The organism is Streptomyces chiangmaiensis (genome assembly GCF_036281785.1).
In the GTDB taxonomy this organism is placed as follows: Bacteria; Actinomycetota; Actinomycetes; order Streptomycetales; family Streptomycetaceae; genus Streptomyces; species Streptomyces chiangmaiensis.
On sequence record NZ_JAYWVC010000001.1, the window covers coordinates 122,519 to 137,887 of the forward strand.

The window sequence follows — 15,369 nt, forward strand, 5'->3', positions numbered from 1 at the left end:
CCGAATCATCCACCGGGGGCAGCCAGTTCCGTCGCCTCCAGGAGTTCGGCGAGGCGTACGAGGTCCGTTCCGGCCAGGCGGGGGAGAGCGCAGCCCGAGAGGGTGCGGCAGGCTTCGCGCCAGGCGGTCGGGATCGCTTCTCCGCCGCCGAGCGCACCCGTGAGCGCGCCCGCCAGGGCGGGCGCGGAGTCGGCGACCCGCGACAGACAGGCGGCGGCGGGCACGGCCTCCGCGATCCGGCCGCGGGCCGCCGTCGCCAGGGCGAGCGCGATCGGGACCGTCTCCGCGGCGGCGATCCCGTAGCTGTAGACGTGGTCGACGATCTGGTGCTCCAGCAACGGGACCACGGGGAACGCGCCACCTCCGCCGTGGGCCAGCTCCAGCGCGTGCCGGGCGTTGCGGCCGATCTCCGTGGTCTCGGGGAGCTCGGCGAGTGCGGCCGCCACGCATGCGTCAACCGCCTGACCGGACAGGGCGAGCGAGAGGGCCGCGGCCATGGCGCGGGCGCCGTGCACCCCGTCGCCGTCCTGGGTGTAGCGAGCATCGAACTCGGCCAGCTCGGCGGCGAGCCGGGGATCTCCCGGATGTGCCACAGCGAGGACGCAGGCCCGTACGCAGGCCGCGTCGTCGAAGTAGTGCGGGTTGTCGTGGCCGGTGGCGGGCGGGCGCAGCCCGGTGGCGAGGTTGCCGAGCCCCGCGCGCACGGAGATCCGGGCGCGCAGGGTCACCCGCGCCGACTCGACCTCGGGGGCGCGGTCGGCCGCCGCGGCGACCTCTCCGGCGATCGTGTTCCAGGACAGGTCGATGGCCGCGCGTATCCCGCGCCGGTGGTCGAGGTCGCCGAGCGCGCCGGTGTCCGCGGCCCGCAGCACGGCATGAGCGGCGAACGCCGCCCACTCGGCGTCGTCCGACGGTCCGAGCCTGAGCGGTTCCGGCGGCTGGTTGAGGGCGATGGGCACGGGCAGAGTGGTGGTCGCGTTCTGCTCGGCGAAGGCGTCCAGCTCCCGGGTCAGCCGCCGGGTCCACTCGGGCATACGGGCGGCCCGATGCCGGGCGGCGGGCCATCCGGCGGCGTCGCCCGCGGCGAGCCCGAGCAGGAGACCCTCGACACGACGGGGGGCCTCGGTGTCGCTCACGGCTCGACCCCGTCCTCGTCCCCACTCTTCACGTACGCCGCCTGCGCGTACGCCGCCGGATCGGGGTGGGCCAGCGCCTCCTGCCGTGCGGGACCACTCTGCCGTACGGGATCACCACGCCGAGCGGGGCCGCCGCGATCGCCACGCCGAGCGGGCTTACCGCGCCGCCCCGGACCGTCACTCCGTGCGCGGCCGCCCTGCCGGGCGCCCGTGCCCGCGTCCCTGCCCCACAGGCCCGCGACCGCCGTCCCCCACTTGCCGTCGTCCCCGGGGGTCAGCAGCTCCGCCACGTCCAGTACGTGGTGGCCCTCCATGGACGGCAGACAGCGGCCGCGGGCCGGGCCGATCGCCGCCGCCCACTCGGCCGGGATCGCCGACATCCCGCATGTCGCGCCGGCGAGGGCACCCGCGACGGCCGCCGTGGTGTCGGCGTCCCGGCCCATGTTGACCGCGGTGAGCACCGACTTCGTGAAGTCGCCGTACGCCGCCGCGTACGCGCCGAAGGCCAGGGCCACCGCCTCCGGGGCGAGGTCCGTCCAGGGATAGCCGCCGATCACCACCGCTGAGCGGATCGCGCGGGCGCCGCGGTGGGCGTGGGCGACCGCGCGGCGCAGGGAGCGGGCGGTCCAGGAGTCGTCGGGGACGACCGCGAGAGCCGAGGCCACCACGGCGGACGTGGACGCGCCCGTCATCGCCGCCGCGACCCCGGCCGCGACCGCCCGGCCGCCGTGAATGCCCTCCCCCTCGTGGCTCACCGAGCCGTCGATCGCCACGAGCCGGGCCGCCTCCGCGGGCCGGCCCGCGGCGAAGACGCCGAAGGGCGCCGCGCGCATGGCGAGACCGTCGCTCCAGGCGTGCCGGTGCTGCGCCGTGATGGGCGCCGCGAGCCCACGGCGGAGGTTCTCCAGCGTGCCCCGCTCGCTGAACCCCGCTCCGCGGAACGGTCCCTCGTCCCGGTCCGCGATCCACTCGTGCCAGGCCGCCTCCACATGCGCCACGGTGAGCGCCGAGCCGTGCCGGGCCAGCAGCAGCCCCGAGAAGATCGCGTACTCGGTGTCGTCCGTGCCGGAGGGCTGCTCTGCGACATAGCCGGTGATGCGGCCCCAGCGGGCGCGGATCTCGGACGGCTTCATGTTCTCGGCGGGCGCACCCAGCGCGTCGCCCACGGCGAGACCGAGCAGTGCGCCGCGCGCCCGTTCACGGAGACCGGCGGCGTCCCCGGGGGCCGGGGCCGGGGGAATGCAGGCGATGGCCATACGGTGCCTCTCCTTTCAGGCACCCCCCTGTATCGGGGTGTGGAACCCCTTTGCGCATCTGTCCCACGTGAGCGGTTCCCCCGTGCCTTGCGGGCTGCAGCATCACCCGACCGACATCTGTGCAGTGGTGGGCACGGATGAGCGACAAGGGGAGAAGTCGCAGGTTAGCCCAGCCTTTCCTTGCTGGCGGCACGGCAATTTCCGACATACTTTTGGTGTTGTCAAAAAGTGGAAGAAGTCCAATCAAGCATTCTGGGGGCCCGGGTATGGCCATCATCGAGACCGAGGCGACGCTGCACGAGGCGCACCGGGACAATCACACGCATCGAGATGTGAACGGTGGCTGGCTGCGCCCGGCCGTCTTCGGTGCGATGGACGGCCTGGTGTCCAACCTGGCCCTGATGACGGGAGTCGCCGGCGGGGCCGTCAGCCAGCAGACCATCGTCATCACCGGACTCGCGGGCCTGGCCGCCGGGGCCTTCTCCATGGCCGCCGGCGAGTACACCTCCGTCGCCTCCCAGCGTGAGCTCGTCGAGGCCGAGCTCGATGTCGAGCGACGCGAGCTGAGAAAGCACCCGGAGGGCGAGGAGGAGGAGCTCGCGGCGCTGTACGAGGCGCGCGGCGTCGAGCCGGCGCTGGCCCGCGAGGTTGCCAGGCAGCTCTCCCGCGACCCCGAGCAGGCCCTGGAGATACACGCGCGCGAGGAGCTCGGCATCGACCCCGGCGATCTGCCCTCCCCGGCGGTCGCCGCCGTATCCAGCTTCGGGTCGTTCGCGCTCGGCGCACTCCTGCCGGTCCTGCCCTTTCTGCTCGGCGCTCATACCCTGTGGCCCGCCGTGCTGCTCGCCCTCGCCGGGCTGTTCGGCTGCGGCGCGGTGGTGGCCAAGGTGACGGCGCGCAGCTGGTGGTACAGCGGTCTTCGGCAGCTCGCCCTGGGGGGTGCCGCGGCGGGTGTGACGTACGCCCTGGGCAGTCTGTTCGGTACCGCCGTAGGATGACGATGAGCTATCTATGCGAAGGATCGCATAAGTAGTTGTTACTCGGCGGTTTCGACTGCTCGGCCACCGGGCATGAGCCGTAAGCGCCGCGGGCAACGACGCCTACGCCGCACGACATCGCACCGGGCGACGAAGCCCGCCGTACTCTGGGTCAAGGGACACCGATCTGTCCGCTTGTGCCCCCCTGATTCCATTGCCGCACGTGCAACCCGTGCCACGCGTCGGCAATGTCCGCATGCTGGAATGATCTGTCCGGTTCCCGAGAAGCACTCCATCATGTAACCTGCACGAAATTTTGCACCCGACGCAGAGGGCCAACGTCGTCCCTCGGCACCTGCACATGCCACATGACGACGACGGGAGAGCCGATGCGTACGCCGCGCCAGCCGTCCCAGCACTCCGCGAATGGCCAGAACTGGTCGTTCATGGATGCTCGCCCTGCAGCGCAGGGTATGTACGACCCCCGCAACGAGCACGACGCCTGCGGCGTCGGCTTCGTGGCCACCCTCACCGGTGAGGCGAGCCATGCGCTGGTCGAGCAGGCGCTCACCGTTCTGCGCAATCTGGAGCACCGCGGTGCCACGGGCTCCGAGCCCGACTCCGGTGACGGTGCCGGCATTCTCTCCCAGGTGCCCGACGCGTTCTTCCGCGAGGTGGCCGGATTCGAGCTGCCCGAGGCGGGTGGCTACGCCGTCGGCATCGCCTTCCTGCCCCAGGCGAACCCCGCCGAGGCCGTCTCGCAGATCGAGACGATCGCCGCGGACGAGGGCCTGACCGTCCTCGGCTGGCGTGAGGTCCCGGTCGCCCCGGAGATGTTGGGTGCCACCGCCCGCTCCACGATGCCCGCCTTCCGCCAGCTGTTCGTCGCGGATCACGCGAGCAAGGGCATCGAGCTCGACCGCAAGGCGTTCGTGCTGCGCAAGCGCGCCGAGCGCGAGGCCGGCGTGTACTTCCCGTCGCTGTCCGCGCGCACCGTCGTCTACAAGGGCATGCTGACCACCGGCCAGCTCGAGCCCTTCTTCCCCGACCTGTCCGACCGCCGCTTCGCCACGGCCATCGCGCTGGTCCACTCGCGCTTCTCCACGAACACCTTCCCGAGCTGGCCGCTCGCCCACCCGTACCGCTTCGTCGCGCACAACGGCGAGATCAACACGGTCAAGGGCAATCGCAACTGGATGCGGGCCCGCGAGTCCCGGCTGGTCTCCGAACTGTTCGGCCCCCAGGAGAAGCTGGAGCGGATCTTCCCGATCTGCACCCCCGAGGCCTCCGACTCCGCCTCCTTCGACGAGGTGCTCGAGCTGCTGCACCTCGGCGGCCGCTCCCTGCCGCACTCCGTGCTGATGATGATCCCGGAGGCGTGGGAGAACCACGACTCCATGGATTCGGCCCGGCGCGCCTTCTACCAGTACCACTCCATGATGATGGAGCCCTGGGACGGCCCCGCCTGCGTCACTTTCACCGACGGCACCCAGGTCGGAGCCGTGCTCGACCGCAACGGCCTGCGCCCCGGCCGCTACTGGGTCACCGACGACGGCCTCGTCGTCCTCGGCTCCGAGGTCGGGGTCCTCGACATCGACCCCTCCAAGGTCGTCCGCAAGGGCCGCCTGCAGCCCGGCCGCATGTTCCTCGTCGACACCGTCGAGCACCGCATCATCGAGGACGACGAGATCAAGGCGACCCTCGCCGCCGAGCAGCCGTACGAGGAGTGGCTGGAGGCCGGCGAGATCGAGCTGGGCGACCTGCCCGAGCGCGAGCACATCGTGCACACCCACGCGTCGGTCACCCGCCGCCAGCAGACCTTCGGCTACACCGAGGAGGAGCTGCGCGTCATCCTCGCGCCGATGGCCAAGGCCGGTGCCGAGCCGATCGGCTCGATGGGCACCGACTCGCCGATCGCCGCGCTGAGCGAGCGTCCGCGCCTGCTCTTCGACTACTTCACCCAGCTGTTCGCGCAGGTCACCAACCCGCCGCTGGACGCCATCCGGGAGGAGCTGGTCACCTCCCTTCGCTCGGCGCTGGGCCCGCAGGGCAATCTGCTCGAGCCGACCGCGGCCTCCTGCCGCAGCGTCATGCTGCCCTTCCCGGTGATCGACAACGACGAGCTGGCCAAGCTCATCCACATCAACGCCGACGGTGACATGCCCGGCATGAAGGCCGCGACGCTCTCCGGTCTCTTCCGGGTCTCCGGCGGCGGCGACGTGCTCGCCGCGCGCCTGGAGGAGATCTGCGCCGAGGCCGACGCCGCCATCGAGAACGGCGCCCGCCTGATCGTGCTCTCCGACCGCCACTCGGACGCCGAGCACGCGCCGATCCCGTCGCTGCTGCTCACCGCGGCGGTCCACCACCACCTCATCCGCACCAAGCAGCGCACCCATGTGGGCCTGCTGGTCGAGGCCGGCGACGTCCGCGAGGTCCATCACGTCGCCCTGCTCATCGGCTACGGTGCCGCGGCCGTCAACCCGTACCTGGCGATGGAGTCCGTCGAGGACCTGGTCCGGGCGGGCACCTTCCTGCCGGGCGTCGACACCGAGAAGGCCATCCGCAACCTGATCTACGCCCTGGGCAAGGGCGTCCTCAAGGTCATGTCCAAGATGGGCATTTCGACGGTCGCCTCCTACCGCGGCGCCCAGGTCTTCGAGGCCGTCGGTCTCGACGAGGCCTTCGTCGACAAGTACTTCAACGGCACGGCCACCAAGATCGGCGGCGTCGGCATCGACGTCATCGCCGAGGAGGTCGCCGCCCGCCACGCCAAGGCCTACCCTGCCTCCGGCATCGCTCCCGCGCACCGCGCGCTGGAGATCGGCGGCGAGTACCAGTGGCGCCGCGAGGGCGAGCCGCACCTGTTCGACCCGGAGACGGTCTTCCGCCTCCAGCACTCCACGCGAACCGGCCGGTACGACATCTTCAAGAAGTACACGGTCCGCGTGAACGAGCAGTCCGAGCGCCTGATGACGCTGCGCGGCCTGTTCGGCTTCGCGTCCGACCGGCAGCCGATCTCCATCGACGAGGTCGAGCCGGCGTCCGAGATCGTCAAGCGCTTCTCCACGGGCGCCATGTCGTACGGCTCCATCTCCAAGGAGGCGCACGAGACGCTCGCCATCGCCATGAACCGGCTGGGCGCCAAGTCCAACACCGGCGAGGGCGGCGAGGACCCGGACCGCCTGTACGACCCGGCGCGCCGTTCGGCGATCAAGCAGGTGGCCTCCGGCCGCTTCGGCGTGACCTCCGAGTACCTGGTCAACGCGGACGACATCCAGATCAAGATGGCCCAGGGCGCCAAGCCGGGCGAGGGCGGCCAGCTGCCCGGCCACAAGGTCTACCCGTGGGTGGCCAAGACCCGGCACAGCACCCCTGGTGTCGGCCTGATCTCCCCGCCGCCGCACCACGACATCTATTCCATCGAGGACCTGGCCCAGCTGATCCACGACCTGAAGAACGCGAACCCGCAGGCGCGGATCCACGTGAAGCTGGTCTCGGAGGTCGGCGTCGGCACGGTCGCCGCGGGTGTCTCCAAGGCGCACGCGGACGTCGTCCTGATCTCCGGCCACGACGGCGGCACCGGCGCCTCCCCGCTCACGTCGCTGAAGCACGCCGGCGGCCCCTGGGAGCTGGGTCTCGCCGAGACCCAGCAGACCCTGCTGCTCAACGGCCTGCGCGACCGGATCGTCGTACAGACCGACGGACAGCTGAAGACCGGCCGTGACGTGGTCATCGCCGCGCTGCTGGGCGCCGAGGAGTTCGGCTTCGCGACCGCGCCGCTCGTCGTCTCCGGCTGCATCATGATGCGCGTCTGCCACCTGGACACCTGCCCGGTCGGCATCGCCACCCAGAACCCGGTGCTGCGCGAGCGCTTCACCGGCAACGCCGAGTTCGTGGTGAACTTCTTCCGGTTCATCGCCGAGGAGGTCCGCGAACTGCTCGCGGAGCTGGGCTTCCGCTCCATCGAGGAGGCCGTCGGCCACGCCGAGGCGCTCGACGTGACCCGGGCCGTCGACCACTGGAAGGCGCAGGGCCTGGACCTGGAGCCGCTGTTCCACGTGCCCGAGCTGCCCGAGGGTGCGGTGCGCCACCAGATCGTCGCCCAGGACCACGGGCTGGAGAAGGCGCTCGACAACGAGCTGATCAGGCTCGCCGCCGACGCCCTGGCCGCGAGCTCCCAGGCCGACGCCCAGCCGGTGCGGGCCCAGGTCGCGATCCGCAACATCAATCGCACGGTCGGCACCATGCTCGGCCACGAGGTGACGAAGAAGTTCGGTGGCGCGGGCCTGCCCGAGGACACGATCGACATCACCTTCACGGGTTCGGCGGGTCAGTCCTTCGGCGCCTTCCTGCCGCGCGGCATCACGCTGCGCCTGGAGGGCGACGCCAACGACTACGTCGGCAAGGGTCTGTCGGGCGGCCGCGTCATCGTGCGCCCGGACCGCGCGGCTGAGCATCTCGCGGAGTACTCGACCATCGCGGGCAACACCCTCGCCTACGGCGCGACCGGCGGGGAGCTGTTCCTGCGGGGTCGTACGGGCGAGCGGTTCGGCGTCCGCAACTCCGGTGCGCTCGTGGTGTCGGAGGGCGTGGGCGACCACGGTTGCGAGTACATGACCGGTGGCCACGCCGTCGTGCTCGGCGAGACCGGCCGCAACTTCGCGGCCGGTATGTCCGGCGGCATCGCGTACGTCATCGACCTGAACCGCGACAACGTCAACGTCGGGAACCAGGCCTCCGTCGAGGCCCTGGACGAGGACGACAAGCAGTGGCTGCACGACGTGGTGCGCCGCCACGCCGAGGAGACCGGTTCCACGGTCGCCGAGAAGCTCCTCGCCGAGTGGTCCGTCTCCGTGGACCGCTTCAGCAAGATCACCCCCAGCACCTACAAGGCAGTGCTCGCCGCCAAGGACGCCGCCGAGCGAGCCGGTCTCTCCGAGGCCGAGATCACCGAGAAGATGATGGAGGCGGCGACTCATGGCTGATCCGAAGGGCTTCCTGACGCACGGCCGCCAGGTCGCCACGTCCCGCCCGGTGGGCGAGCGCGTCAAGGACTGGAACGAGGTCTACGTTCCGGGCGCGCTGCTGCCGATCATCAGCAAGCAGGCCAGCCGGTGCATGGACTGTGGCATCCCGTTCTGCCACAACGGCTGTCCGCTGGGGAACCTGATCCCGGAGTGGAACGACTACGCCTACCGCGAGGACTGGACCGAGGCGTCCGAGCGGCTGCACGCCACGAACAACTTCCCGGAGTTCACGGGCCGCCTGTGCCCTGCTCCCTGCGAGTCGGCGTGCGTGCTCGGCATCAACCAGCAGCCGGTCACCATCAAGAACGTCGAGGTCTCGATCATCGACAAGGCGTGGGACAGCGGTGACGTCAAGCCGCAGGCCCCCGAGCGCCTGTCGGGCAAGACGGTCGCGGTCATCGGCTCGGGCCCGTCCGGCCTGGCCGCAGCCCAGCAGCTCACCCGGGCGGGCCACACGGTCGCGGTGTACGAGCGCGCGGACCGCGTCGGCGGTCTGCTCCGCTACGGCATCCCCGAGTTCAAGATGGAGAAGCGGCACATCAATCGCCGTATCGAGCAGATGCGCGCGGAGGGCACCCGCTTCCGTACGGGCATGGAGATCGGCCGCGACATGAACGCGACGGACCTGCGCAAGCGGTACGACGCCGTGGTGATCGCGGCGGGCGCGACGACCGCACGCGACCTGCCGGTCCCCGGCCGCGAGCTCAAGGGCATCCACCAGGCCATGGAGTACCTGCCCCTGGCCAACAAGGTGCAGGAGGGCGACTACGTGACCCCACCGATCTCGGCCGAGGGCAAGCACGTGGTCGTGATCGGCGGCGGTGACACGGGCGCTGACTGCGTCGGCACCGCCCACCGTCAGGGTGCGGCCTCCGTCACCCAGCTGGAGATCATGTCCCGCCCGAACGACGAGCGGCACCCGGTCGACCAGCCGTGGCCGACCTTCCCGATCCTGTACAAGGTCACCTCGGCCCATGAGGAGGGCGGCGAGCGCATCTACGCGGCCTCCACGACCCACTTCGAGGGCGACGAGGACGGCAACGTGCAGTGGCTGCACCTCGCCGAGGTCGAGTTCGCGGACGGCAGGCTGACCCAGAAGCCGGGCACGGAGCGCAGGATCCCGGCCCAGCTGGTCACCCTCGCCATGGGCTTCACGGGCACCGACCGGCGGAACGGCCTCGTCGAGCAGTTCGGCCTTGAGCTGGACGAGCGCGGCAACATCGCGCGCGACGCCGACTTCCAGACGAACGTGCCGGGTGTGTTCGTTGCGGGCGACGCCGGGCGCGGCCAGTCCCTGATCGTGTGGGCGATCGCCGAGGGCCGCTCGGCGGCACGCGGTGTCGACCGCTTCCTCACCGGTGCCAGCGACCTGCCGGCCCCGATCCGCCCCACGGACCGCTCGCTGATGGTCTGAGGTCCAGTCCGACTGACGGCCATTCATAAAGCGTCCCGTACAAAGGCGTACGGAACTGAGCACGGCGCCTGCCCCTGTCCCCGACCGGACGTCGGGCGGGCGCCGTGGCGCGTCCGCGGGTGCGCCGGCGAACGCGCCGCTCACCCCGTCAGCTCGGTGACCTTCCCGACCGTCAGCAGCACCAGCAGAATCAGAAGTCCGGCGCACACCGCCGCCTGGATCAGGCCGCGGCGCGGGCCCCGGGGGACGTACGCGTACACCAGCGTCACCACTCCGCCCGCCAGCAGACCGCCGAGGTGCCCCTGCCAGGAGGTGAGGCCAGCGGAGATCAGCAGCCACAGCAGCAGGCCCGCCATGAACCGGTTGACGGTGCTCATGTCGGCGCCGAGACGCCGGGCCATGACGTAGTACGCGGCGCCCAGCCCGAAGATCGCGCCGGACGCGCCGACCGTCGGGGAGCCGGGTGCCAGCAGCAGGACGAGCACCGAACCGCCGAGGGCCGACAGCAGGTAGAGCGCGAGATAGCGGGTGCGGCCCAGCTGGGCCTCCACCACCCTGCCGATGTTCCACAGCGACACCATGTTCATCACGATGTGCAGGATCCCGAAGGTCCCCTGGGTGGGCGGCAGGTGCAGGAACGCGCCGGTCAGCATCCGCTCCCACTGCCCGCCGACGACGCCCTCCGCGTGCAGATCCGGAGGATACGGGTACTGCCACAGGTAGTGCCCGCCGTCCGGTCCCCGCAGAATGGCCCCCAGCATCGCGAACCGGTCCACGATCGCCGGACGGACCAACTCGCCGAGATAGGCAAGGACGTTGAGAGCGATCAGGACGTACGTGACCACGGGCGTCGTGGTGATCCGGCCGCCGAACACGGTGCGCGCCTGCCGAATCGACCGCGCGCCCTCCCGCACGCACTCCACGCACTGGTGGCCGACGGCCGCCTCGCGCATGCAGTCCGGGCAGATGTGGCGGTCGCACCGGGTGCAGCGGACGTAGGACTCCACCTTGGGGTGGCGGTAGCAGGTGGTCACTGCGGACTCGGACTCCACGGCCGGCTCCTCGAACGGGGATGGGTGGTGATGATGAGCCGGTGGGGACGGCGGCGAACAAAATAGCGAACTTGCGCGGAAGGTGATCAGTGAGGGGGGAGCGGTGCCGTAACGTCGGCCTCCCGTCCCCGCAGCGCCAGGGAGCCCGTATGGCCGCCATCAGCCTCCGCAAGGTCGAGGAGACGGCGCCCGCGCTGGTCAGCCTCTACAAGACCGCCGGGGCATCGCTCGCCGAGCACGGACTGGGCGGGCAGCGGGCCGCCGTCTACCTTGTCGTCGACTACTCGGGGTCCATGAAGCCGTACTACAAGGACGGCAGCGTGCAGGCGCTCGCCGACCGGGTGCTCGGGCTGTCCGCGCACCTCGACGACGACGGGAGCGTGCCGGTCGTCTTCTTCTCGACGGACATCGACGCCGTCACCCGCATCTCTCTCGCCGACCACCAGGGACGGATCGAGCGGATCGTGGCCGGGCTCGGGCACATGGGCAGGACCGGCTACCACCTGGCGATGGACGCCGTCATCGACCACTACCTCGACAGCGGCTCCGCGGACCCCGCCCTCGTCGTCTTCCAGACCGACGGCGGCCCCGTCAACAGGCTCGCCGCGGAACGGTATCTGTGCAAGGCGGCCAGGCTGCCGATGTTCTGGCAGTTCATCGGGTTCGGCGACCCGGACAGCAAGCAGTTCGACTTCCTGCGCAGGCTCGACGAACTGCCGGTGCCGGACAAACGGATCGTCGACAACGCGGGCTTCTTCCACGCCGGTTCGGATCCGCGCACGGTGTCCGACGCGGGCCTGTACGACCGCCTGGTGGGGGAGTTCCCCAAGTGGCTGGCGGAGGCGCGGGCCAAGGGCATCGTGGCGTGACCGCACCGACCGCGCCGGTTGTCACGGGCGAGAGCGACCGCCGCTGAGGACGACGTCCCGGCACACGGCCGGAGTGCCCCATGCCGTGCACAGCACCCGCGCCTTCGCCAGCCAGAGGGAGAGGTCGTACTCGGCGGTGTAACCGATCGCGCCGTGCAGTTGCAGCGCGGTCCGGGCGGCCGCGTACGCCGCCTCGCCCGCTGCGACTTTGGCTGCGGCGACGTCCGCCGGGGTCATCGAGAGGGCGGCCCCGAAGACCAGCGGCCGCGCGAACTCAAGGGCGATCTTCGTGTCCGCGAGCCGATGCCTGACCGCTTGGAACAAGCCTATGGACACGCCGAACTGGACACGTTGTTTGACATACGCGACCGTTCTGTCCAGGAGGGCGAGGCCCACCCCGAGGACCTGGGCGGCGGTGGCAAGCCGCGCCCAGACGAGGGCCTTCGCGGGCGCGGCGGCGATCAGCAACTCACCGCCGGGCAGCGGGGTGGCGAGGCGGCGGGCCGGGTCCAGCGACATCCGTGTCCCCGGGCGGCAGCCGGGCGCCATCCACACCTGCAGGCCTCTGAGCGCAAGGACGACGTCCGCCGCATCCCCGTCCAGCGCGTACGGCGCACCCACCGTGGCCACGGTCTTGCCCGAGGACAGCCCGGGCAGCAGCCGTCCGGCCTGCTCGGGCACGTCCGAGAGCAGGGCGGCCGCGAGCACCGTCTCCACCACGGGGCCCGGCACCGCATGGCGCCCCAGCTCCACGAAGGCCATGGCCAGCTCGACGGGCAGCGGGCCGACCCCTGCGTACGCCTCCGGGACCGCCAGCGCGAAGACCCCCGCCTCCGCGATCCGGGACCACAGGGCGCGCCCCGCCGCGTGGTCGCCGGCGCTCCAGGACCGTACGACCGACGGTGTGCCGGCGGCGGTCAGCAGCGCGTCCAGCGAACGGGCGAAGCAACGCTGCTCCTCGGTGGGTATGAAGCGCATCAGCGGCGGCCCTTCGGCAGGCCGAGCAGACGCTCGGCGATGATGTCGCGCTGGATCTCGTTGGTGCCGGCGTAGATGGGGCCCGCGAGGGAGAAGACATAGCCCTCGGCCCAGTCGCCGTCCGCCCACTCGCCCTCCGCGCCCAGAAGATCGAGCGCCGTCTCGTGCAGGGCGAGGTCGTACTCGGACCAGAAGACCTTGTTCAGGCTGGACTCCGGGCCCATCGGCTCGCCCTCCAGCACCCGGGAGGCGCCTGCGTAGGTGAACAACTGGTAGGCGCGGGCGCCGATCAGGGCGTCGGCCACCCGGTCGCGCATCGACGCCGGGCTGCCGTGGGCCCGCCACAGGTCCAGCAACCGGTCGGCTGCGGCGAGGAAGCGCCCGGGGGAACGGAGGGTGAGCCCGCGCTCGTTGCCCGCTGTCGCCATGGCGACCCGCCAGCCCTGGCCCGGCTCACCGATCACGTCCTCGTCGGGCACGAAGACGTCGTCCAGGAAGAGTTCGGCGAAGGCGGGCCTGCCGTCGAGACGGCCGATCGGCCGGACCGTCACGCCGGGCGCGCGCAGGTCGAACATGAGGTGCACGAGGCCCTGGTGGGGCTTCGCGGCCCGTGGATCGCTGCGGAACAGCCCGAACGCGCGGTCGGCGAAGGCCGCCCGTGACGACCAGGTCTTCTGGCCGCACAGCAGCCAACCGCCGTTCGTGCGCACGGCCCTGGACCTCAGGGAGGCCAGGTCGGAGCCCGCCTCCGGCTCCGACCACGCCTGCGCCCAGATCACCTCGCCGGTGGCCATCGCAGGGAGCACTCGGGCACGCTGCTCCTCGGTGCCGTGCTCGAACAGGGTCGGCGCCAGCAGGTTGATGCCGTTCTGGCTGACACGGCCCGGCGCGCCCGCCGCGTAGTACTCCTCCTCGAAGATCAGCCACCGAACGAGCCCCGCGTCCCGTCCGCCGTAGACGGTCGGCCACGAGACCACCGACCAGTGGCCCGCGGCCAGTTCGGCCTCCCAGGCGCGATGGGCGGCGAACCCCTCCTCGGTCTCCAGGCAGGGCAGCGGCGCCGGCGGAACGTGCGCCGCCAGCCAGGACCGGGCCTCGGCGCGGAAGGCATCGTCGGCGGGGGAGTGGGTGAGGTCCACGGGCGGTATCCTTCGAAGGCGGACTTCCCTAACAAGTGTTTGGTAGGTTAGCGTGGGTCCATGACAGGCGTCGAGAGTCCGGCCTACGTGCCCGCGCACGGGCTGCTGAAGGGACGCACCGCCGTCATCACCGCGGCGGCCGGGGCGGGGATCGGGGGAGCGACCGCGCGCCGGTTCCTGGAGGAGGGTGCTCGCGTGCTGATCAGCGATGCCCATGTGGGCCGGCTCAAGGAGTACGAGGCGGAACTGGACCGCGACTTCGGGGGTGCCGTCGCCGCGGCCGCCTGCGACGTCACCGACGAGGCCGAGGTGCACGCCCTCTTCGAGACGGCCGTCCGGCTGCACGGCCGGCTCGACATCGTCGTCAACAACGCCGGCCTCGGCGGCACTGCGTCCCTGGTCGACATGACCGACGAGCAGTGGTCGAAGGTGCTCGACGTGACGCTGGGCGGCACGTTCCGGTGTGTGCGGGCGGCCCTTCGCGCGATGAAGGAGACCGGTGGTGGCGTCATCGTCAACAACGCCTCCGTAGTCGGCTGGCGTGCCCAGGCCGGGCAGGCGCACTATGCCGCGGCGAAGGCGGGCGTGATGGCCCTGACCCGGTGCGCCGCGGTCGAGGCCGCCGCGTACGGGGTGCGGGTCAACGCCGTCTCGCCGAGTCTTGCCATGCATCCGCACCTGGTGAAGGTGACGACGCCCGAACTGCTCGAGGAGCTGACCGCGCGGGAGGCCTTCGGGCGGTACGCGCAGCCGTGGGAGGTCGCCAATGTGATCGTCTTCCTGGCGTCCGGCTACTCCTCCTACATGACCGGCGAGGTCGTCGCCGTCAGCAGTCAGCGTGCCTAGAGGCGTGCGATGCACCCGCACCCCCGGGATCACAATGGATCCGTGCCGACCAAGAAGAAGCCCCAGGTGACCGCCGCGCCCGCCCGCCGCCGCGAACTCCTCGACACCGCCGCAGAGGTCTTCGCCGAGCAGGGCTACAACGCCACCACCGTACGCAAGATCGCGGATCATGCCGGGATGCTCGCGGGGAGCCTCTACTACCACTTCGACTCCAAGGAGTCGATGCTGGAGGAGATCCTGCGCACGTTCCTCGACGAGCTCTGGGACGGCTACGACACCGTCCTCGCGGCCGAACTCGGCCCGCGCGAAACCCTCGCGGCGCTGGTGACCGAGTCCTTCCGGGAGATCGACCGGCACCGCGCGGCCGTCGCGATCTACCAGAAGGAGTCCCGGCAACTCGTGGCACAGGAACGGTTCACGTTCCTCGCCGAGTCGCAGCGTAAGTTCGAGAAGGCGTGGCTGTCCACGCTGGAGCGGGGGGTCGCCGCCCGGGTCTTCCGGAGCGACCTCGACGTCCGGCTGACCTACCGGTTCGTGCGCGACACGGTGTGGGTCGCCGCTTCCTGGTACCGGCCGGGTGGACACCACAGCCCTGAGGAGATCGCCCGCCAGTACCTGTCGATGGTGCTCGACGGGATCGCCGTTCGCGAGTAGCGGTATGTGAACCATCGTCCG

At 71.1% G+C, this 15,369-nt stretch carries 11 protein-coding genes; 6 read left to right on the forward strand and 5 right to left on the reverse strand.

What is annotated here, in order from left to right:
- Window positions 1-5 precede the first annotated feature (5 nt).
- The gene (locus VXC91_RS00570; RefSeq protein WP_329504261.1) at window positions 6-1,136 is read right to left on the reverse strand and encodes an ADP-ribosylglycohydrolase family protein; all 1,131 of its coding nucleotides are present in this window, start codon (window positions 1,134-1,136) and stop codon (window positions 6-8) included.
- Complete coding sequence (locus tag VXC91_RS00575; protein WP_329504262.1) at window positions 1,133-2,392, reverse strand: ADP-ribosylglycohydrolase family protein; 1,260 nt, start codon at window positions 2,390-2,392, stop codon at window positions 1,133-1,135. The genes VXC91_RS00570 and VXC91_RS00575 overlap by 4 nt, the downstream gene beginning before the upstream one ends.
- Window positions 2,393-2,658: 266 nt before the next feature.
- Here VXC91_RS00575 and VXC91_RS00580 point away from each other — a divergent pair, with 266 nt between their 5' ends.
- From VXC91_RS00580 to VXC91_RS00590, 3 genes are all read left to right on the forward strand, one after another.
- Complete coding sequence (locus VXC91_RS00580) at window positions 2,659-3,390, forward strand: VIT1/CCC1 transporter family protein (protein WP_329504264.1); 732 nt, start codon at window positions 2,659-2,661, stop codon at window positions 3,388-3,390.
- 368 nt (window positions 3,391-3,758) lie between these two features.
- The gene (gene gltB, locus VXC91_RS00585) at window positions 3,759-8,354 is read left to right on the forward strand and encodes a glutamate synthase large subunit (protein WP_329504327.1); all 4,596 of its coding nucleotides are present in this window, start codon (window positions 3,759-3,761) and stop codon (window positions 8,352-8,354) included.
- The gene (locus VXC91_RS00590; RefSeq protein ID WP_329504266.1) at window positions 8,347-9,810 is read left to right on the forward strand and encodes a glutamate synthase subunit beta; all 1,464 of its coding nucleotides are present in this window, start codon (window positions 8,347-8,349) and stop codon (window positions 9,808-9,810) included. The genes gltB and VXC91_RS00590 overlap by 8 nt, the downstream gene beginning before the upstream one ends.
- A gap of 140 nt (window positions 9,811-9,950) precedes the next feature.
- Here VXC91_RS00590 and VXC91_RS00595 read toward each other — a convergent pair whose 3' ends face one another.
- Window positions 9,951-10,862 (reverse strand): rhomboid family intramembrane serine protease, encoded by a 912-nt coding sequence (locus tag VXC91_RS00595; protein WP_329504267.1) that lies wholly within the window; start codon window positions 10,860-10,862, stop codon window positions 9,951-9,953.
- 149 nt (window positions 10,863-11,011) lie between these two features.
- Between VXC91_RS00595 and VXC91_RS00600 the strand changes: the two genes are divergently transcribed.
- The gene (locus VXC91_RS00600) at window positions 11,012-11,731 is read left to right on the forward strand and encodes a vWA domain-containing protein (protein ID WP_329504269.1); all 720 of its coding nucleotides are present in this window, start codon (window positions 11,012-11,014) and stop codon (window positions 11,729-11,731) included.
- A gap of 21 nt (window positions 11,732-11,752) precedes the next feature.
- Here the strand turns inward: VXC91_RS00600 and VXC91_RS00605 are convergent, their stop codons facing one another.
- Window positions 11,753-12,709, reverse strand: a complete 957-nt coding sequence (locus VXC91_RS00605) for an acyl-CoA dehydrogenase family protein (RefSeq protein ID WP_329504270.1) — start codon at window positions 12,707-12,709, stop codon at window positions 11,753-11,755.
- Entirely contained in the window at window positions 12,709-13,848 is a 1,140-nt protein-coding gene (locus VXC91_RS00610) for an acyl-CoA dehydrogenase family protein (RefSeq protein WP_329504271.1), read from the reverse strand. The genes VXC91_RS00605 and VXC91_RS00610 overlap by 1 nt, the downstream gene beginning before the upstream one ends.
- 60 nt (window positions 13,849-13,908) lie before the next feature.
- Between VXC91_RS00610 and VXC91_RS00615 the strand changes: the two genes are divergently transcribed.
- Together VXC91_RS00615 and VXC91_RS00620 are read left to right on the forward strand one after the other, a co-directional pair.
- Window positions 13,909-14,694, forward strand: a complete 786-nt coding sequence (locus VXC91_RS00615) for an SDR family oxidoreductase (protein ID WP_329504273.1) — start codon at window positions 13,909-13,911, stop codon at window positions 14,692-14,694.
- A 42-nt stretch (window positions 14,695-14,736) separates the two neighbouring features.
- On the forward strand, window positions 14,737-15,348 hold the full coding sequence (locus VXC91_RS00620) for a TetR/AcrR family transcriptional regulator (RefSeq protein WP_329504275.1): 612 nt from the start codon (window positions 14,737-14,739) through the stop codon (window positions 15,346-15,348).
- The last annotated feature ends 21 nt before the right edge of the window (window positions 15,349-15,369 follow it).

Coding starts and splice junctions, on each gene's coding strand:
- VXC91_RS00575 (WP_329504262.1), bottom strand. CDS start 2,392: ATGGCCATCGCCTGCATTCCCCCGGCCCCGGCCCCCGGGGACGCCGCC.
- VXC91_RS00580 (WP_329504264.1), top strand. CDS start 2,659: ATGGCCATCATCGAGACCGAGGCGACGCTGCACGAGGCGCACCGGGAC.
- gltB (WP_329504327.1), top strand. CDS start 3,759: ATGCGTACGCCGCGCCAGCCGTCCCAGCACTCCGCGAATGGCCAGAAC.
- VXC91_RS00590 (WP_329504266.1), top strand. CDS start 8,347: ATGGCTGATCCGAAGGGCTTCCTGACGCACGGCCGCCAGGTCGCCACG.
- VXC91_RS00600 (WP_329504269.1), top strand. CDS start 11,012: ATGGCCGCCATCAGCCTCCGCAAGGTCGAGGAGACGGCGCCCGCGCTG.
- VXC91_RS00605 (WP_329504270.1), bottom strand. CDS start 12,709: ATGCGCTTCATACCCACCGAGGAGCAGCGTTGCTTCGCCCGTTCGCTG.
- VXC91_RS00615 (WP_329504273.1), top strand. CDS start 13,909: ATGACAGGCGTCGAGAGTCCGGCCTACGTGCCCGCGCACGGGCTGCTG.